This window comes from Paraburkholderia podalyriae, from assembly GCF_014397785.1.
Taxonomy (GTDB): Bacteria; Pseudomonadota; Gammaproteobacteria; order Burkholderiales; family Burkholderiaceae; genus Paraburkholderia; species Paraburkholderia podalyriae.
Genome location: NZ_VZQQ01000062.1, coordinates 1 through 18,865 on the forward strand (window position 1 = coordinate 1; position 18,865 = coordinate 18,865).

Consider the following 18,865-nt stretch of genomic DNA (forward strand, 5'->3'; position numbering starts at 1 on the left):
GCGTGAATCGTGCCCACGATCGCCGATCATGGACACGACCCCCTGATCTATACGAATTCCACCACGACAGCACCATCATGCCTTGCGCGCGCGCGAATGAGGAACTGGCCCAGCCGAGCCGCTTACGAATCACCTGTGGTTCGAGACCGAAGAAGTCGATCGCCAGGTGTATGTTTATTTTCCCGTTACGGCGAACTGTCTTGAGGTCGGGGGCATAGGCCCGGACATTGGGGATGACGCTGCCGCCACCGTAATAGAGGCGCACTGGCCTCATCTGGATGCCCTTCCAGACGCATTGCAGCACCGCGCGCACCAACGCGCTTCTGGTTTGACTACCGGACAACCCCAGTTCTGAGCCGCCTTGGAATCCAAGCGCCGCGACATCCACTTTGTCGTCTGGATTACCGAAATAGCTGGTGAATGTTTCCTTGTACTGTTCCGGTATGCCGGACGAAGCGTGCAAAAGCCGCTGATGCATCAACGTCAGCAGATCGGTGGCGTTCTCGAAGGCATTTTCCGCGCCGAGGAGGAAAGCCGATTGGACACTTTCGAAGCCGAGCGACACACTGTTGAAGTTCTTCAACTGCAGACTTGGAAATCGCTTCGACTGGAAGACATCGCCCGTCGACAGAAGTATTTTCAACCGCACCACCAGTGTGAGTCAATGCCGTTGCCAACAGGCGCTGCATGCCACGTTCTGGCAACCAAAACTGCGCTTGCCACAAAGTTCGGTGATCGTATTTCGACTTCAATCACTCCCATATCTCATCTCCATGCCGACTGCGAAACATCGCCCGTTTTCATGCATGCAGATTGCGTACGCGCGCCTCTTAAGATCCGACGCATGAACTGTAGATAGCAATATTCGCGGTGACATGTTCTTCTGCCAGAAAGTGTGCGGAAGCGAACATTGAAACAGAACTTGCCGTCTGCATCGCGACGCAGGGATTGCATTGGTCGCTAGCGACATGCCGGTTCCGTTGCGGGCTTCGCAAACCGTCATCTCGCCCGTGCGGCAAGGCGCGCAACCATCCGGTCAGCCATTGTGCGATCGATGACTGCGAATGAGCGGCTCGTGCGCTCATAGGCATACATGGCGCCCGTCGCGATGTCGAACCACCAGCCGCTCAATACGAGTGCCCCGGCAGTGACTTGCTGGCGGACGATCGGGTAGGTCATCAGGTGCTCGAGTTGCACGAGTACGTTGAGTTGCGACAATTGATCGTGCGCTTTCAGGCTGTCGTCGAGCGGACCTTCCTGTTCGAGGCGAAACGCTGCGTTGTTGGCGTGGCATAGCCATTTATCGAGGTTTGGCGATTTCAGCTTGGCGTTCCTTGAGAAGACGGCCTTCATCGCGCCGCACTCCGAATGTCCACACACGACAATATTCGCGACTTTCAACACCAGCACGGCATATTCGATCGCGCTTGCCTCGGAAAGATCTCCGGTAGAGACGCCCTCCGCAGTCGCCGGTGGTATCAGATTGCCCACATTGCGCATCGTAAAGAGATCGCCGGGATGGGTTGATGCAAGCAGATCCGGCACGACCCGGCTGTCCGAGCACGTTATGAAGAGCGCATCAGGTGTCTGCGCGAGCGCGAGTTTGCTGAACTGCTGCGCGTATTGCGGCAGCATTTTCTCCCGGAACTCAACGATGCCCATGATGAGTTTTCGCATGGTTTGCCTCTCAAACGATGGGTTGCCTTGCTGTCGAGCTTTCCGAGCCTCCAAGCCCTTGCGAGTCGGGGATACGGGCCAGCGCCAGGTCCTCCGGAAATGGATGCTTCGAGCCGATCGCACGGTCCAGCAGAGTCAGCTCGACACGCAAGGCGTCGTGACGATGCTCCGGCAAGCACTGGAGGAGATTCTCTATCGCCGCGCGCTGACGCCGCGCGATCTGAATGCTGCCCGCGCCGTACTGACGTATCTCGCGGAAACTGATATGCACGAAATCTTCCCAGTTCGGCGTTCGATAGATGACGCGCACAAGTCCGGACGTATCCGTTATCTCTTCGGTGTACAAAGACCGTTTTCCGACTACACGCAATAGCCGCTGCAACTGATCGATGGCCAACACGGCCGTTGTTGGATCGTTGATCGCAGCCGACAACGCTTTCAGCGCAATATCAACAAGGATGCGAAACGCGAACATAGGATCGTGTTCCATCGTGCGTTCGGTCCCGAAAGCAACCAGTGTACGCAGCCGGTTTTCATCGATTGCGTCAGAGTCTCCGTACAAATAAAACAAGGGTTCGTCCACCGCGACAAAATCGCCGACTTGCGGCACGAATTCGATAACCGAGTTAGTGCGCCTCGCCTTGGCGACAAGTCTGTCGAGATTCACGGCCAGGACGATGCCGGATGTACCGCTATGGCGAACAATGCGGCCAGGGACGCCTCGCTCGTGGTCAAGTCTCGGCGGGGTGATTCGGCCCGTCGTTGGGTTGGGATAGACGCTTTCGATGACCGCGATCCCGTGCTCCCCAACCCGAGCCACGAGGCTTACTGGACGCAGGCATTTCGCCGCATAATCAATCAGGAAAAGAAATGCGACGACAGAAGCGAATCCGAATAGCGCTGCAATGAATACCTGAAGCTGGTGCACCTCGCTGTCGCCCATCCAGCCTAGGGTCCTGTTGGCGAACAGAAGCGTGAATACGAACAATCCCGAGATGCTGCGGATCACGTTATCGCGCAGCAATGTGGTCGCGATGATCCGCGGGGTATATTGACCGCCAGCGACCTGGATTGCGACGAGCAGCGAACCGAAGGTAAACACCAGAAACGCCAGGTCTGCGGAGACGATATCGCCGACAAGTGACCGCGCTCCAGTCATGGACAGCGCAAAAAGGCCGGTTTTCGGATCGAGGATGTCGTGTCCGATCAGCCACCTTCCGAGCATTTCAGTGAGCGGCTTTACCACGGCATAGATCGCCACCGCGACGAGCGGTACAGTCCACAGGGAAGATCTGAGGTAACTCTTTAAGCTGTACCAGCGGTTCCAGTCCATGTTTGCGCTTTTCCTACGATTCATACGGCAGCGGAGCCCGAAGCGTTCGCGGTTCGCCTTTGACCCATGTAGAGGAAACTTCCCGGTGGGGGTGCGAGCATGTCTTCGCTTACCCGTGGAGTCGGGTCTTCCGGTGGCCACGTGGACCCTCCGAAAACAATAAGACACGTGACCTTCAGGTCGGTCAATCAGACTTTGGTCCGATAGGTCGAGGACATAGAGTTTCGGGAATCGCGTCTCGATCGATTCCGGATTTTCGATGCCCGTCTATCGCGCCATCGCGGACAGCGCGTCTTCGGCGACTGGCGCGCCTGCCCGCGCGTTTTCGGCAGTGGCATCGGCCGCCACGTGGGCCAGCTTCATCAGACGCGGCTGAAGCAGCAGCGCGACGAGACCGCTCCAGCCGGTCTGGTGCGAAGCGCCGACGCCACGTCCGCTGTCGCCGTGAAAGTACTCGTGGAACAGCACGAGATCGGACGAGCGCGGGTCGGCCTGCAACAGCGGATAAGCCGTCATCACGGGCCGCACGCCGTGCTCGTCCTTGAGAAAGAGGGTAGTGACACGCCGCGCGAGACCGTCGGCGATCTCGCTGAGCGAGCACCGGTTGCCCGATCCCGTTGGATATTCGATGCAGAACTCGTCGCCGTAGTAGCGATGGAATTCATACAGCGATTCGATCAGCAGATAGTTGACGGGCATCCACACAGGCCCGCGCCAGTTCGAATTGCCGCCGAATACGCGCGAATCCGATTCGGCCGGCTGATACGCGATGCAGACGTGCGCGCCGCCATGATCGAACTCGTACGGTGTATCGCGATGCACGCGTGACAGCGCGCGCACGCCGTGATCGGACAGAAATTCGTCTTCGTCGAGCGCGCGGCGCAGCAATGCCGTCATCCGGTATCCGCGTAGTAGCGAGAGCAGCGTGGTGTTGCCTTTGCCGGGTTCGGTCCAACGCGATACGAGTTTGGCCAGATTGGGCCGGTGATCGAGAAACCACGCGAGCCGTTCTCGCAGGCCGGGCAGGTGGCCGTATATGCGTTCTTCGAGCACATGCACGGCGAACAACGGAATCAGGCCGACGATCGAGCGAACGCGCATCGGCACACGGGTTCCGTCTGGAAGATGCAGTACGTCATAAAAGAATTCGTCGTGACCGTCCCATAGCCCCGTTCTGCAACCTTCGCTGCAACCGACGGCTTCTGCGATATACAGGAAATGCTCGAAAAACTTCACCGCGATTTCGACGTACGCGTTGTTCGTCATCGCGAGCTCGAGTCCGATCTGCATCAGGTCGAGCGCATACGAGGCCATCCAGGCGGTGCCGTCCGCCTGGTCGATGCGGCCGCCCGTCGGCAGCGGGGAAGAGCGGTCGAAGATGCCGACGTTGTCTAGCCCGAGAAAGCCGCCCTGGAAGATGTTGCGGTCCTCCGCATCCTTGCGGTTGACCCACCACGAAAAGTTCAGCAGCAACTTGTGGAACATCACCTCGAGAAACTTGTGGTCACCGACGCCCGTGACTTCACGGTCGAGTTCGTACACGCGCCACGTCGCCCATGCATGAACGGGCGGATTCGCGTCGCCGAATGCCCATTCGTAGGCGGGCAACTGCCCGTTCGGATGCATGTACCGTTCCTTCACGAGCAACAGCAACTGTTTCTTCGCGAAGTCGGGGTCCATCATTGCGAACGCGGCGGCATGAAACGCGAGATCCCAGGACGCGTACCACGGGTACTCCCACTTGTCCGGCATCGATACGACGTCGCCGTTGCACATATGCCGCCAGTCGGCGTTGCGCCCGTGCCGGCGTCCTTTCGGCGGCTTCGGCTGACCGGGGTCGCCGTCGTGCCAGCGCGTCACGTCGAACTGGTAATACTGCTTCGTCCATAGCATGCCCGCGAGCGCCTGGCGTTGCACGAGCCGCGCATCGGCGTCGCTGATGTCGTGCTGGAGCGCGGCGTAAAACTCATCGGCCTCCGCGATCCGGCGCGCGAACAGCGCTTCGAAGTCGAGCGGCACGTCGTCGCCCGTGATGCCCGGTAGTGCCGCCGGACGCCAGCGCAGATACAGCACCGCGCGCTCGTGCGGCGCGAGCGACAGGGCCACATGCGCGGCGGCGCGGGTGCCCGCGTCGCGGCGTATCGCGTGCTCGTCGCCATCGACGAGGTAATCGTTGAAGCCATCCTTGAACGGGCCTGCGCCGGCGATGCCGAAAAGGCGGCGGACGTTGGTTTCGTTTTCGCAGAACAGCCATTCGATCGGCTGCGGCGCCGAGGCCGTGACGATCATCGTGCCCAGCGCGGGATTGTGCGCGATCACGCGCGCGCCCTCGGCGGACGCCGGCTCGAGCGTGAGCGACGGCTTGCCGGGCTTGCCTGACCACGCCCAGCGGTTGCGCGCCCAGAAGAGCGGCAGCACATGGAGTGGCGCGGGCCGATCCGCGCGATTTTCGACGGTTACGCGCATCACGATGTCGTCGGGTGTGTGCTTCGCGTACTCGACCCAGACGTCGAAATAGCGATCGTTGTCGAACACGCCCGTATCGAGGATTTCGTATTCGGGCTGATCGGCGCCGCGCCGGCCGTTTTCCTCGACCAGGTGCTGATACGGGTACGCATCGTGGGGGTATTTGTACAGCATCTTCATGTACGAGTGCGTCGGCGTGCCATCGACGTAGAAGTAAAGCTCCTTCACGTCCTCGCCGTGATTGCCTTGCGCATTGGTCAAGCCAAACAGCCGCTCCTTCAGGATGGGGTCGCGCCCGTTCCAGAGCGCGAGCGACACGCACCAGTCGAGCGGGTCGTTGCCGAATCCGGCAATGCCATCCTCGCCCCAGCGGTACATGCGGCTGCGCGCATGATCGTGGGGGAAATACTCCCATGCGGTTCCGTAGTCGCTGTAGTCTTCGCGAACGGTGCCCCACTGCCGGTCGCTCAGATAAGGCCCCCAGCGCCGCCAGCAGTCGAGGTCCTGGCCATGCAGGCGGAATCCTTCCGTCGAATGGAGCAGATCGTTTGCGCGTATCGATGACATGTGACCTCCCAAACCGGGATCGACCGTCGAACACGTTCAGTGCGTGAGTCCCCGCCTATCCCGTCTCGCGTGCGTCGCCGGGCGGTATCTGGATGATAGGCGTCGTTTAGACTTATCGAGGTCGGAGGCCGCCTCGTTCCTGGTTTCATCTGACGTTTTCTTTCGCTATATCCGCGCTGCATCGCCTGAACGTAAGGATTTGGAAATGAATCAAAAACCGCGTGGTCTGGACAATGGCCTGACGAACTAGGGTGATCACGACTTCGCGCGCTATCTGCGCCGGTCGTTTGCCAAATCGATGGTTTACACCGGCGAATCGCTCGACAAGCCGACCGTCGGGATCTGCACCTCGGAGAGCGGTTTCAATAACTGCCATCGCCACTTTCCCGAAATGATCAAGGCGGTCGAGCGCGGCGTGCTCGCGGCGGGCGCATTGCCGGTCGTATTTCCGATGATTTCGCTTTGCGAGGTCTTCCTTTCGCCGACTTCGCTGGTCTATCGCAATCTGATGGCGATGGTGGCCGTCGAGGAAATGATTCGTGCCCAGCCGATGGATGCGGTGGTGACGCTCGGCGGATGCGGCAAAACCGTGCCGGCGATGTTGATGGGTGCGATCTCCGCGGAGCGGCCCGCCGACGCAATGGTGGTGGCCGGTCCAATGATGACCGGGCGACATCGCGGCGAGCGGCTTGGCGCGTGCACGGACTGCCGGCGCTTCTGGTCGAATTTCCGCGCGGGGAAAAGTCTCGGCGCAGGAGATCAAGCATGTGGAGGGGCGGCTGGCGGTCACGGCGGGAACGTGTGCGGTCATGGGCACGGCGTCGACCATGGCGCTGATCGCGGAAACGCTGGGCATGATGCTGCCCGGTTCGGCGGCGATTCCGGCCGTGCACGCGGATCGTCTGCGCAATTGCGAAGAAACCGGAGCACTGGTTGCGCGCATGGCCCTCAGTGGCGGACCGAAACCGGCCGAGATCGTGACGCCCGCGTCGGTGCGCAATGCCTTGCGCGTGCTGCTCGCGGTTTCCGGTTCGACCAGCGCCGTGATTCATCTGGCGGCGATTGCTGGTCGTATCGGACTGAAGATCGATTACGACGAGTTCAACCGGCTGTCTGATGAAACGCCCGTACTCGTGGATCTCAAGCCGGTAGGCAACGGCTACATGGGAGGATTTCCATGCAGCCGGCGGGCTGGAGGGCGTTCTGCGCGGACTGATGCCCCAACTCGATGTGACGTGTCGCGATATCGCCGGGCAGAGTCTCGAGGAGCGTTTGAACAAGCCGCTTGCCGATCCGATCGATACGGTCGTGATCCGCTCGACGGAGAAACCGGTCAGTCCCGAGGGCGGACTGATTGTTCTGAACGGTAGTCTGGCGCCCGGCGGTGCGGTTCTGAAGCGCGCCGCCGCTATTCCCGAACTGCTCGAACATGAAGGGCGTGCCGTGGTATTTACCTCGCTCGAAGATCTGGCCGCGCGCATCGACGACCCCGATCTGGACGTTCGCGCGGACGACATTCTGCAGAACGCGGGGCCGCGCAGTGCTTCAGGCATGCCCGAGGCCGGCTATCTGCCGATTCCGCAGAAACTTGCGCGGGCGGGGGTGAAGGACATGGTGAGGATTTCAGATGCGCGCATGTCGGGCACGGCGTACGGGACCAACGTGCTTCACGTGACGCCAGAAGCGGCGCTCGGTGGCCCGCTGGCGGTGGTGCGCAACGGCGATCGGATCCGGCTCTCGGCGCGGGACAAGCGGATCGATCTACTGGTCGACGAGGTCGAGCTGGCGCATCGTGCCACTGAGATTCGTCCAGCGGAAGGGACATATGCGCGCGGTTATCAGCGTCTTTATCACACCAGCGCCACCATCGGGATCGGCAACGCAAACGAAAGAACGACCTGACTGATCACCAGCGCCTGGGTGGCATTCACGCCGAGGCCGACTACCAGGAACGCCGGCATCATGGTCACCACGCGAGCGCCGGATGCGAGGGTTTCGCTTGCCCGAACGCACGCAGTCATTCCTGTCGTGCTTCGGTCCGATCCGCCAGCACTTCGCGTTCAAGCGTCATCTGCTGAGCGCCTCGCTCTATCGCAAACAGCTCGCCGCGCGATTTGAAGCGTGGCGTCTCTTCATCGGCATTGCCCAAGCTCCGTCCACCGTGTTCTGAGACACGACTGTCCTTGCCGATATCTCGTCATGGAGTCAGCAACGTGACAGCGCCCGACGGAGGGTAGCGGCTATTGGATCTACTCCCAAGTAGCAACGATGTCGTTCAGACGACCTCGATCGCCAAGGCCGTGGCCTCGCCACCGCCGATGCACAGGCCCGCCACGCCACGCCTGACACCGCGGTGGCGAAGCGCCCCCAGCAACGTCACGATGAGGCGAGCGCCCGTCGCGCCGATCGGATGACCCAGCGCGCAGGCACCACCATGCACATTCACCCGCTCGTGCGGCAGCGACAGTTCGCGCATCGCGGCCATGACCACCACAGCGAAGGCCTCGTTGATCTCCCACAAGTCGACATCGTCGACCTGCCATCCCACCTTGATGAGCAGCTTCTGAATCGCGCCCACGGGTGCAGTAGTGAACCAGGCCGGTTCCTGTGAGTGCGTGGCGTGTCCATGGATAACCGCCAGCGGCGCCAGTCCACGCTCGCGTGCGGTGGACTCGCGCATCATCACCAACGCCGCTGCACCATCGGAGATCGAACTGGAGTTGGCCGCCGTGACGGTGCCGTCCTTGCCGAAGGCGGGCTTGAGGGTGGGGATTTTGTCCAGTTGTGCCTTCGCCGGCGCTGCGTCGTCGTCGACGAGTTTCTCGCCGCTGCGGCCGGGCACGGTCACCGGCGTAATTTCCCACCGGAACAGGCCGTCGCGCTGTGCCTGCTTTGCACGCACCGTGGAGGTTAAAGCGTAGGCGTCCTGCTCCTCACGCGTGAAGCCGAAGTGGCGCGCGCAGTCATCGGCGAAGGTACCCATCAGGCGGCCGTCGGAGGCCGAGCCGTAGTGGTCCTCCAGTCCATCGAAGAACAGGTGGTCCAGCACCTGACCGTGCCCGAGGCGCTGGCCCGAGCGAGCCTTGGGCAGCAGGTACGGCGCGTTGCTCATGGATTCCATGCCACCGGCCACGATCACCTGTTGACTGCCGGCCAGCAGCAGGTCGTGCGCCAGCATGGCGGCCTTCATGCCGGAGCCGCAGACCTTGTTGACTGTTGTACAGCCCGCCGACAGCGGCAACCCGGCGCCCAGCGCCGCTTGACGTGCGGGCGCCTGGCCCACGCCAGCGGGCAGCACGCAGCCCATCAGTATTTCGTCGACAGCTTCCGGCTGCAGCCCGGCCCGCTGCACAGCGGCACGGATCGCGTTGGCGCCCAGCTGCGGCGCCGTCAGCGAGGCGAAGTCGCCCTGGAAGGCACCCAGCGGCGTGCGGGCGGCACCGACGATGACGACGGGATCATCGGAAGTTGAAGAGGTAGGCATGCGAGTCTCCATCCGCCGCTCAATGGCGGCGTTGCAAGGGGGTGAGGAAAGATTTCGGCCTGGCCGAACCTGGCTGACCATGTTCGGGCTCGGCGACTCAAGTCAAGCGCAGCGAGCGGCTGCAAGCATCACGATGACTGCTCCGCACGCCGTATCATCTGGCCGCCATGCGGATGGCGCCATCAAGGCGAATCACCTCGCCGTTGAGGTAGGTGTTTCCTACGATATGCAGCGCGAGCTCCGCGAATTCGTCGGGTCGTCCGAGGCGCGCGGGAAAAGGCACCATCTTTCCGAGCGCGTCCTGCACTTCCGTAGGCATGCCTTTGAGCATTGGCGTCTCCATGATCCCAGGGGCGATGGCGACCACGCGAATGCCGTGGCGCGCCAATTCGCGCGCGATGGGCAGCGTCATCGCCACCACGCCACCCTTGGAGGCAGCGTAGCCCGCTTGCCCGATCTGGCCATCGAAGGCCGCGACTGAAGCGGTGTTGATAATGATTCCACGCTCGCCATCGGCGTCGGGCATGTTCTCGATCATGCAGGCTGCGGCCAGCCGGACCATGTTGAAGGCGCCGATCAGGTTGATCTGAACGGTGCGCGCGAAACTCTCGAGCCGATGCGGGCCTTCGCGGCCAAGCACTTTCTCGGCAGGTGCAACGCCAGCGCAATTAATCAGGCCGTGCAGCATGCCAAAGGTGTCGCGGAACGCGGCTAATGCATGCTCCGCGCTGACGGCATCGCACACGTCCGCCCTGATGAAGCGGGCATTGGAGCCTAGTTCCGCCGCCAGCGCGGCACCCGCGTCCTGGTCCAGGTCTACCAGCAGCACTCTGGCACCGCCCGCGACAAGGCGGCGTGCCGTGGCGGCGCCGAGACCGGAACCGCCGCCTGTCACGACGAAACCTTTATCCTGAACCTGCATTTCCCTCTCCTGAGTGTTGGCTCCGACGCACAGCGCACCCGGGCGATAAGCCTGCCAGCACGGACCGGGAACTCGTCGGTGCGCCCTCGAGCGCCCATTTGTATGGCCGGCACGTTGCTGCACGGCCGGCGCCGGCAAAGCTACGTTCGCGATGATCCACTGGCTGGTTATCGTAAGCGGCACCTTTGAGTTGGCCCATGTCCATAGACCTCGACATGCATGAACCTTTTGGACATATCGAAAAGGTCGCCGATCTCGGCAACAATGCATGCTGGCGAAAGACCGCCGGCGCCCAGCCGTCCCACGTTTCAATTGCGCCTTGCAACGATTAACATCAGTGCACCTTGATAGGCGGAACCTGACCATGCATGACGCTCAAGACAAGGGCACGACTTCCATCAGCCTGGTGCGTGAAGCGATTCTGGTCGCTACGCAACGTAATCTGGATGTGCCCGTAGCACTACAGCATGCCGGCATCCCGGCAGAATTGTTGAATGCCCCGAGAGCCCGCGTGCCCGCGCTAGCCTTTTCGCGATTGTGGGCGGCTCTGGCGGAGCTGATGGACGACGAGTTTTTCGGTCTGGACAGCCACCCACTTCGCCGGGGCAGTTACGCGCTGATGTGCCACGCGGTGCTGCATGCAGAAAGCCTGGAACACGCGCTGCGTCGCATGCTGAAGTTTCTGCGCGTGGTTCTCGACGACATTCATGGGGAGCTACGCTGCGAAGGCGAGCATGCACTGATCGTCCTGCATGATGATGGGCTCACGCGCCGCCTGTTTGCCTACGGGACGTGGTTCATCCTCGTGCACGGCCTTGCGTGCTGGTTGGCACGCAGACGGATTCCGCTGATCGAGATGAGATTTCGCGCTTCCGCACCAATCGATGACAGCGACTATCGCATGCGCTTTTGCGAGGATGTAACGTTCGCCGCAGAGGAGACCCTGATCCGGTTCGATCGCAGTTTCCTCGACCTCAAACTGACGGAGACGGAAACGAGCCTGCGCGCATTCCTGCAGGGGGCACCAGCAAACATCCTGGTGAAGTACCGTAACGAATCCAGCACTACTGCCCTGATAAGGCGCCGGTTGCGCAACCAGATTCCCGACGACTGGCCCGACCTCGAGACGCTATCGCAGTTACTCAATCAGTCCTCGGCCACGCTGCAGCGCCGCCTGCTGGCCGAGGGCACCAACTACCGGCAACTGAAAGACGAATTGCGCCGCGACATCGCTATCGACCTGTTTTCGAGCAGTTCTCTCACGGTCGCTGAAGTCGCTGCACGGACCGGATTTCAGGAGGCCAGTGCGTTTCATAGGGCCTTCAGGAAGTGGACGGGGGCCAGCCCCGGAATGTACCGCCATGGCAAGGCGACTTCTTCGGTGTAGAACTGCGACGGTAGTCACGGCGCAGTTGGCTCGTACATATTTGTTCGCAGCCCTGATCGGTCGGCAGATTCGAGTCCCGTTTTCAGACTGTGCGCCGCGCAAAGCTGAGTTCGCACACTCAGGCCACTCAAGCACAACCAGTCCCGCCTGATCGGATTGCGCATAGGCGTGCGACTCCGGAACCCACACCACTGACACGCAGCCGACCCTCAGGGCGATGGTTAATCGCGTGCAAACGCCGAAGAAAGAGCAGCCTGTCTACAGACCTCATTCAAATTGAGGTCGGCGGACATGGAACGCCATTTGAACCAGGCTGACACTGCAGTCGCGTGTGGCGCCAGGGTCACGTCCAGTTGCAGGAAGTACAGGACCGGTCCCGTAGCGGCCACGCACCTGGTTGCTGCGGTAAGAGAAGTGAAGCGTTACCGGAGTCCAAAGGATGTGGCGCGTCGTTTCGCACAAACGCCTCACGAGCATAGCAGCGGAAGAAAGGAAAAATCGCCCGGAATCGGAAAGTTCATACGGCGGTGACAACTATACGGAGACGAGAATGCAAATTCAGTTAAGAAGCGGCCGAAGCTGGGAAACAACGAGTGCCTTGTTACTGGTTTCAACTGTTGCGATATCGGGCTGCGGCGGCGGCCATGACTCCCCCTCTGCAAATGCCGCGGTGAAGACGCCAGCCGCGATGTGCAGTGCGTTGGCTGGCATGACCGTTCCGGCCGCCTCGATCGGGTTGCCGACAACCGGTGCCACTGTCGTATCAGCGACGCTCGTCGCCGATACGGATTCCGGCAACACCAATGGCGAATATTGTAAAGTGTTAGGCAGTATTCATCCGGTGGAATTCAATGCGCCAGATATTCGCGCGGAGGTGGACCTTCCGACTAACTTCAACGGCAAATCCGTTCACTTTGGCGGCGGAGGGTTTGACGGCGCTATCCCCGATACGGAAGGCTCTCCTCTCGATGGTTTCCTGGTCGGCGCAGAGCCAGCAGGCGTCACTACGCCGCTGCGCAGAGGTTACGTGACTCTGGGAAGCGACAGCGGGCATGAGGGAACGAGCTTCGATGGTCAGTTCGCAGAAAACGATGAGGCACTCGCTAATTACGCAGGCGACCACATCAAGAAGACGCATGATTTTGCGGCGTACATCGCAAAGACACGTTATGGCTCGGCCTTTGTGCACAGCTATTTTATTGGTGGATCGGGCGGCGGACGACAAGGCCTGATCGCCGCGCAACGATTTCCACAGGACTACGACGGTATCATTTCGACATTTCCCGCGTCGGGAATTACGGGACTATGGCTCCAGATGGGCAGGATCTCGCGATCGCTCCTGGCGCCAGGAGGATACGTCACCCCGGCTAAAGGCAAGGCACTTCTGGCCGCAGTCATGGAACAATGTGACGCTTTGGATGGCGTGGCTGACGGCATTGTTAGTAACCCTTCAGCGTGCGTGTTCGATCCAAAGCAGATTCGCTGCCCCGGCGGAGTCGACACCGGTGACACGTGCCTGTCCGACGCGCAAATCAATACAATGTCCACCGCTGGGACACCGCTTACTTTCAGCTTTGATCTGGCGAACGGAATTCAAACTTTTCCACCATACAACGTATTCGCCGGTGCGGACTTTTGGTCAAACTCGTTGGCTTGGGGCGCGTCAGCCACCGATGCCACAATCGAACCCGGGGTCTTCGGAAAAAGCGCGTTTTATTACACGTTCTCCAATGACATGCTCCGATTTGCGGTCGCTCGCGATCCTGGCTTGAGCATTCTCAATTTCGACCCTACCAGCCCGGGACCGCTTGCCGCGCGTATCCAGGCGGTGAGCGCGCTCATGGATAGCACGAGCACTGACTTGACTCAATTCCAAAGTCGCGGTGGCAAGATCATTCTCCAACATGGACAATCAGACCAGTTCATTCCAGCTCAACTGTCGATTGACTACTATAACCGTCTGGTATCCAGGTTCGGGCAGGGGCCACTGGGTCAGTTTCTGAAATTTTACCTGGTACCGGGCGCGGCGCATGGTTCCGGCGGACAGTTCGGTGGTTCATACGATGGTCTGACGGCACTGGATAACTGGGTCACGAAAGGGATCGAGCCTCATAATCTCACTATCACCGATCTTGCTCCGCCAGCCGCTGGACGTACCCGACCCATGTGCGAGTACCCACAGTGGCCAAAATACGTCGGTGGCGACCAGAATATTGCAACCAGCTTCGTGTGTTCGAACTAGTCGGGCTGGCAGCTCGCCCGTTCATAGCGGCTGGCAGCGTCGGTTACGGCCACCCTGCCAGCACTAACCCGACCGGGCGCATACGGTCCACCGCCTGCGCCTTGGTTACAGCCGGTCCGCCAACACATTCCTTTGAAAAGGCAAGTCCAGCGAACGACTTCGTTCAAGGTCGCGCCGGTATCCGCCGGCTGCGCGGAAATGCCGGCGAACGCAGGTGTCCGGCGACCTCATCAGAATTGAAGTTGATGGACATGGACTACCCGCTTCGTCCGCCCGACACTGGCTACAGCACCGTACCCAAGGTCTGTCGGAGTCGCGGCAAAGGCCGCGTCATCGGGAGCGCAATTTGGACTCGCGTGGACCTCACGCACGACATAAAACCGACGGAGACAAAATGAACCAGATAGACGTGCACTCGCTCGCGGGTGAGGCGAGATTCAATGGCTTTCACACCCTGATCCTGTTTTGGTGTCTGTTGATGTTGATACTCGACGGCTACGATCTTGCCGTTGTGGGCGCAGCGCTGCCATCCATCATGAAGGACATGGGCATCGACGCTACCAGGGCTGGCATCATGGCCGGTTCGGCACTCTTTGGTGTGATGCTCGGGGCCATTTTCCTTGGTACGCTGGCTGACCGTTTCGGCCGACCAATGATGATCTGTGTTTGCGTCGCGCTGTTCAGTCTTTTTACCGCAGCGGCTGGATTGACCAGCGATCCCATCGCTTTCAGCATGACGCGATTCATCGCTGGCCTGGGCATTGGCGGAGTCTTGCCAATTGTCACCGCGCAGATGGGGGAATTTTCGCCGAACACCCTGCGCACGCGATTGGTGACGCTGGTGTTCGCGGGATATTCCATTGGCGGAATTCTTGTGGCGCTGACTGCGAAGCAGCTTATCGGCAGCTACGGCTGGCAATCCGTCTTTTTTGCCGCAGGCCTGCCTGTCCTGCTGATTCCGTTAATCATCAAAACGATGCCCCATTCGATGTCCTTCCTGGCTAACAGCGGCCGGCACGACGAACTGCGCACTGTGGTGAAGCGGTTGGTGCCCGACTATCCGGTGAGCGGTCAGGAGCACTTTGCCGGATCTTCAGCGGACAAAAGCAAGGACGCATCGGTGCAACGCCTCTTCCAGGATGGGCGGGGCTTCAGTACGACGATGATCTGGGTCGCGTTCATGACTGGCCTTTTCATGGTCTACGCACTCAGCTCCTGGTTGACCAAGCTGATGGCAATGGCTGGATTCAGCCTGGGTTCAGCTTTGAACTTCGTGATCGTCTTCAACGTCGGTGCCATCGCCGGTGCGATTTTCGGTGGTTGGCTCAGCGACAAGGTCAACATCAAACGGGTGCTGACTGCGTTTTACGTCGTCGGGGCGGTTGCGCTGTCACTGATGGGTTACACGAAATCGACCGTGTCATTGTTTGCCGTTGTATTCGTCGTCGGCGCATCGACGCTTGGTACGCAACTGCTTGCCTATGCTTATGCGGGTGACTTCTATCCTCATGCGATCCGGTCTACCGGTGTTGGCTTCGCTTCTGGCGTGGGCCGGATCGGCGCCATCGTGGCACCGGTGCTCATCGGTTGGCTCGTCTCCTTGAAGCTGCCGCTTGAACAGAACTTCATGGCAATCGGTCTGGGTGGCCTTATCGGCGCGGCGGCGGTGACGCTGATCAATCAGGCACGCGCCGACTCGTACCGTTCCGCCAGCGCGCCTGTCGCCGTAGTGCAAGGTAGCGCAGGGCGCTGAGGTCTCTAACATACACTGCTTCATGGCCGAGGTTCGTTCGTGTGAAGAGCGCGGCTGTTACGGGCTCTCCACCCGAAAAAAAGCACCAAGTCCAGGTCGCAGCAAATTTTCAACATGCCGAGAAAAATGGACCGTCTATCTCCTCCTCCTTTCAGCTCGTTTGCCGACGTGAGTCGAGCCATCGACTGGGCACTCGTCACCCGGCGCAGCGTCCGTGCTTTCCTGCCCATACCGGTTCCCCGCGAGGAAGTCGAGTCCATCCTCAACGTTGCGCGCTTCAGCGCAACCGGCGTCAACATCCAGCCCTGGCATGTGCATGTTGTGACAGGCACGATGAAGTCCCGCCTGTCTGCTGCCATCAACGAGATCAATGATGATCCTGCACGAAGTTCAGACCTGGAGGAGCCCTACGATTACTACCCGCGCGAATGGATCGCGCCGTATGTGGACCGCCGGCGGGAGGTCGGTTGGAATCTGTACGGCCTGCTGGGCATCCAGAAGGGGGACAAGGAGCGGATGCACGTCCAGCACGGCCGCAACTACAGCTTCTTTGATGCGCCCGTAGGCCTGTTTTTCACGGTTGACCGGGTCATGCGTGAAGGAAGTCTGCTGGACACCGGCATGTTCCTGCAAAGCGTCATGATCGCTGCCCGGGCGCGGGGCCTCGACACCTGCCCGCAGGCGGCTTTCAACAAGTTCCACCGTGTCATCGCCGACGAACTGTCCATTCCCGACAATCACATGTTGGTCTGCGGCATGAGCCTGGGTTATGCGGATCCCAGTTGCATCGAGAACTCGCTCGTCACGGAGCGCAGCCCGGTGGGCGATTTCACTACTTTCTACGAAGAATGAACGGAGACAAAGTCATGAGTGCAAAGGCCTATTCTCAAGGACTTGAGAAGAACGCGGCAAACCACGTTCCATTGACGCCATTGACCTTCCTCGATCGAACCGCCGATGTCTATCCGGATCGGACCGCGATCATTCATGGCGACTTCCGCCAGACGTGGGCCGAAACCCGCGAGCGTTGCTATCGCCTCGCGTCGGCGCTCGTTCAGTCGGGGATCGAATCGGGCGACACCGTGTCGATCATCGCGCCGAACACCCCGGCCATGCTTGAGGCTCACTTTGGCGTGCCGCTGTCCGGAGCCGTGCTCAACGCCGTCAATTGCCGCCTCGATGCTGACGGTGTCGCATTCATTCTGCGCCACGGCGAATGCAAGCTCCTGCTTGTAGATCGCGAATTTGCTCCGCTGGTCGAGAAAGCATTGCAGTCGGTTTCCAATCCGCCGCGCGTGATCGACATCAACGATCACGAAGCGCCTGACGGCCCCGCCATCGGGGAAACTGACTATGAGTCGCTGCTGGCGAGCGGCGATCCGGCATTTGCCGGTCGCCACCCGGTCGATGAGTGGACGCCCATTGCCCTGAATTACACGTCGGGTACAACCGGGGATCCGAAGGGCGTCGTTCCCAGCCACCGCGGCACCTATCTGATGAGCCTGTTGCAGATGACAAACTGGCCGCTCCCGCGCGCGCCGGTTTATTTGTGGACGCTTCCCATGTTCCATGCGAATGGCTGGTGTTTCACATGGGCGATTACTGCCGCCGCCGGAACACATGTATGCCTGCGCAAGGTCAATGCTGCCAATGTTCTTTCCGCCATCGTCAGACATGGTGTAGATCACTTTTGTGCGGCGCCGATCGTCCTGTCAGGCCTCGCAAGCATGCCTCATTCAGAACGGCAGCCGCTGCCGCGTCGGGTGCGGGTCCTGACAGCCGGCTCGCCGGCGCCAGCCGCTGTTCTCGAGGCCGTTGGCGCGATGGGTTTCGATGTCGACCACGTCTTTGGCATTACTGAGATTTCCGGCACTCCGATCAGCTGTGCATGGCATGACGAGTGGGACGCGTTGCCGCCGGAGCAGCAAGGGAAATTGAAAGCGCGGCAAGGTGTACGTGCGGCAGCGTTCGAAAAAATGTCGGTCGCCGATCCTGAGACGCTCGAGACGGTGTCTGCCGACAGCAAGTCTTGCGGTGAGGTCATGGTTCGGGGGAATACGGTGATGATGGGATATCTGAAGAATCCCGACGCAACCGGAAAGGCCTTCGCCGGCGGCTGGTTCCATACTGGAGATCTGGCCGTCGTCCATCCTGACGGCTATATCCAGATCACGGACCGCTCCAAGGACGTGATCATCTCCGGTGGGGAGAACATTTCGTCTGTCGAAGTGGAGGAGGTCATCTACCGCATGCCGGGCGTCCTGAACGCGGCCGTGGTCGCGCAGCCTGATGACAAATGGGGCGAGACTCCTTGTGCATTCATCGAGCTGAAGCCGGATGCGCTGAACACTACCGAGGAGGATGTGATTTCGTTCTGTCGTGAACGACTGGCGCATTTCAAGTGCCCGCGTCGGGTGATTTTCGGCGAATTACCGAAGACGGCGACCGGAAAAATCCAGAAGTTCCGCCTGCGGGAACAAGCGGGCAGTCGGGCAGCAATCACGAGACTGGCGGGATAAAGATGTCGGGATACTGAACGCGCTACGGACCGTCACGTGCGAACACAGTGAAGCGGGGCAATGGCCGCGCGTATGCGCAAATGCGCTGATCATGGTGCTTAAAGTGGAGGGTAGAGCGTGTAAAGCTCCTCGGGCCTAGGTTCGATGCCGGCCCCTATGCATTCCTTGAGGGGCCGGTGTCGGAGCCAGCTAACGGGCATCAAACGCGAACGCATCGAAAGGTGGCAGCACCAAGCCAATAGCCGCACAAGCGGATACATGAATTGCTATTGCGTTTGCGTTCGAAGTTGTATCAGCTTTAGGCTGCGGTTGACGATTCGTGCAGGGCTTGGGCGTTGAAGTCGATAATCAGGAGATCTGAGCCGCCGACTTTGAGCAGGGCGACACCACGCGGAAAGTATGGCGGTGACGTCAGCGTTGTGTCCGTGCAGGAGCCCAGGGATTTCTGATCTGCTTGTCTGCAGGCGTACGGACAGGCCTGCTTTTAGATGTGGCAAGCTCATCCGCAGTCGAAC

14 protein-coding genes and 2 pseudogenes are annotated in these 18,865 nt (G+C 60.3%); 10 read left to right on the forward strand and 6 right to left on the reverse strand.

Going from position 1 to position 18,865, the window contains the following annotated elements; translation table 11 throughout:
- The 4 genes from F6X42_RS35150 to F6X42_RS35165 form a co-directional block, all read right to left on the reverse strand.
- On the reverse strand, window positions 1–643 hold a 643-nt coding region (locus tag F6X42_RS35150), incomplete at its 3' end, for a hypothetical protein (protein WP_187638560.1).
- Window positions 644–999: 356 nt separating this feature from the next.
- Window positions 1,000–1,677: a carbonic anhydrase gene (locus tag F6X42_RS35155; protein ID WP_187638561.1), complete on the reverse strand. Its 678-nt coding sequence runs from the start codon at window positions 1,675–1,677 to the stop codon at window positions 1,000–1,002.
- Window positions 1,678–1,687: 10 nt separating this feature from the next.
- Complete coding sequence (locus F6X42_RS35160) at window positions 1,688–3,010, reverse strand: DUF2254 domain-containing protein (RefSeq protein ID WP_187638562.1); 1,323 nt, start codon at window positions 3,008–3,010, stop codon at window positions 1,688–1,690.
- Between the two features lie 267 nt (window positions 3,011–3,277).
- Window positions 3,278–6,043, reverse strand: a complete 2,766-nt coding sequence (locus F6X42_RS35165; protein WP_187638563.1) for an MGH1-like glycoside hydrolase domain-containing protein — start codon at window positions 6,041–6,043, stop codon at window positions 3,278–3,280.
- A 298-nt stretch (window positions 6,044–6,341) separates the two neighbouring features.
- On the opposite strand from F6X42_RS35165, the pseudogene F6X42_RS45380 reads away from it, so the two are divergent.
- The 4 genes and pseudogenes from F6X42_RS45380 to F6X42_RS35175 all read left to right on the forward strand — a co-directional run.
- Window positions 6,342–6,710: pseudogene (locus F6X42_RS45380) on the forward strand (dihydroxy-acid dehydratase domain-containing protein); the annotation flags it as partial.
- Window positions 6,711–6,810: 100 nt separating this feature from the next.
- Window positions 6,811–7,413, forward strand: a complete 603-nt coding sequence (locus tag F6X42_RS46475) for a dihydroxy-acid dehydratase domain-containing protein (protein WP_446686584.1) — start codon at window positions 6,811–6,813, stop codon at window positions 7,411–7,413.
- Entirely contained in the window at window positions 7,352–7,945 is a 594-nt protein-coding gene (locus F6X42_RS46480; RefSeq protein WP_446686585.1) for an IlvD/Edd family dehydratase, read from the forward strand. The genes F6X42_RS46475 and F6X42_RS46480 overlap by 62 nt, the downstream gene beginning before the upstream one ends.
- 70 nt (window positions 7,946–8,015) lie before the next feature.
- Window positions 8,016–8,213, forward strand: a pseudogene (locus F6X42_RS35175) (IS6 family transposase); the annotation flags it as partial.
- A gap of 105 nt (window positions 8,214–8,318) precedes the next feature.
- On the opposite strand, the gene F6X42_RS35180 reads toward F6X42_RS35175, so the two are convergent.
- Both F6X42_RS35180 and F6X42_RS35185 read right to left on the reverse strand, forming a co-directional pair.
- Window positions 8,319–9,527, reverse strand: a complete 1,209-nt coding sequence (locus tag F6X42_RS35180; protein ID WP_187638564.1) for an acetyl-CoA C-acetyltransferase — start codon at window positions 9,525–9,527, stop codon at window positions 8,319–8,321.
- Between the two features lie 154 nt (window positions 9,528–9,681).
- Complete coding sequence (locus F6X42_RS35185) at window positions 9,682–10,449, reverse strand: SDR family NAD(P)-dependent oxidoreductase (protein ID WP_187638565.1); 768 nt, start codon at window positions 10,447–10,449, stop codon at window positions 9,682–9,684.
- A gap of 364 nt (window positions 10,450–10,813) precedes the next feature.
- Between F6X42_RS35185 and F6X42_RS35190 the strand changes: the two genes are divergently transcribed.
- The 6 genes from F6X42_RS35190 (at window position 10,814) to F6X42_RS35215 (ending at window position 18,350) form a co-directional block, all read left to right on the forward strand.
- Window positions 10,814–11,836, forward strand: a complete 1,023-nt coding sequence (locus F6X42_RS35190; RefSeq protein ID WP_187638566.1) for an AraC family transcriptional regulator — start codon at window positions 10,814–10,816, stop codon at window positions 11,834–11,836.
- Between the two features lie 291 nt (window positions 11,837–12,127).
- The gene (locus tag F6X42_RS46095; protein ID WP_187638567.1) at window positions 12,128–12,367 is read left to right on the forward strand and encodes a transposase; all 240 of its coding nucleotides are present in this window, start codon (window positions 12,128–12,130) and stop codon (window positions 12,365–12,367) included.
- Between the two features lie 19 nt (window positions 12,368–12,386).
- On the forward strand, window positions 12,387–14,078 hold the full coding sequence (locus F6X42_RS35200; RefSeq protein WP_187638568.1) for a tannase/feruloyl esterase family alpha/beta hydrolase: 1,692 nt from the start codon (window positions 12,387–12,389) through the stop codon (window positions 14,076–14,078).
- A gap of 394 nt (window positions 14,079–14,472) precedes the next feature.
- A complete protein-coding gene (locus F6X42_RS35205; protein WP_187638569.1) occupies window positions 14,473–15,831 on the forward strand; it encodes an MFS transporter in 1,359 nt (452 codons plus the stop codon).
- 126 nt (window positions 15,832–15,957) lie between these two features.
- Complete coding sequence (locus tag F6X42_RS35210; protein WP_187638584.1) at window positions 15,958–16,683, forward strand: nitroreductase; 726 nt, start codon at window positions 15,958–15,960, stop codon at window positions 16,681–16,683.
- Window positions 16,684–16,697: 14 nt separating this feature from the next.
- Window positions 16,698–18,350, forward strand: a complete 1,653-nt coding sequence (locus F6X42_RS35215) for an acyl-CoA synthetase (RefSeq protein WP_187638570.1) — start codon at window positions 16,698–16,700, stop codon at window positions 18,348–18,350.
- Window positions 18,351–18,865: the final 515 nt, after the last annotated feature.

What these genes read in the sequence shown, in the direction of transcription:
- F6X42_RS35155 (WP_187638561.1), bottom strand. Translation starts at nt 1,677, where the DNA reads ATGCGAAAACTCATCATGGGCATCGTTGAGTTCCGGGAGAAAATGCTG.
- F6X42_RS35160 (WP_187638562.1), bottom strand. Translation starts at nt 3,010, where the DNA reads ATGGACTGGAACCGCTGGTACAGCTTAAAGAGTTACCTCAGATCTTCC.
- F6X42_RS35165 (WP_187638563.1), bottom strand. Translation starts at nt 6,043, where the DNA reads ATGTCATCGATACGCGCAAACGATCTGCTCCATTCGACGGAAGGATTC.
- F6X42_RS35180 (WP_187638564.1), bottom strand. Translation starts at nt 9,527, where the DNA reads ATGCCTACCTCTTCAACTTCCGATGATCCCGTCGTCATCGTCGGTGCC.
- F6X42_RS35185 (WP_187638565.1), bottom strand. Translation starts at nt 10,449, where the DNA reads ATGCAGGTTCAGGATAAAGGTTTCGTCGTGACAGGCGGCGGTTCCGGT.
- F6X42_RS35190 (WP_187638566.1), top strand. Translation starts at nt 10,814, where the DNA reads ATGCATGACGCTCAAGACAAGGGCACGACTTCCATCAGCCTGGTGCGT.
- F6X42_RS46095 (WP_187638567.1), top strand. Translation starts at nt 12,128, where the DNA reads ATGGAACGCCATTTGAACCAGGCTGACACTGCAGTCGCGTGTGGCGCC.
- F6X42_RS35200 (WP_187638568.1), top strand. Translation starts at nt 12,387, where the DNA reads ATGCAAATTCAGTTAAGAAGCGGCCGAAGCTGGGAAACAACGAGTGCC.
- F6X42_RS35205 (WP_187638569.1), top strand. Translation starts at nt 14,473, where the DNA reads ATGAACCAGATAGACGTGCACTCGCTCGCGGGTGAGGCGAGATTCAAT.
- F6X42_RS35210 (WP_187638584.1), top strand. Translation starts at nt 15,958, where the DNA reads ATGGACCGTCTATCTCCTCCTCCTTTCAGCTCGTTTGCCGACGTGAGT.
- F6X42_RS35215 (WP_187638570.1), top strand. Translation starts at nt 16,698, where the DNA reads ATGAGTGCAAAGGCCTATTCTCAAGGACTTGAGAAGAACGCGGCAAAC.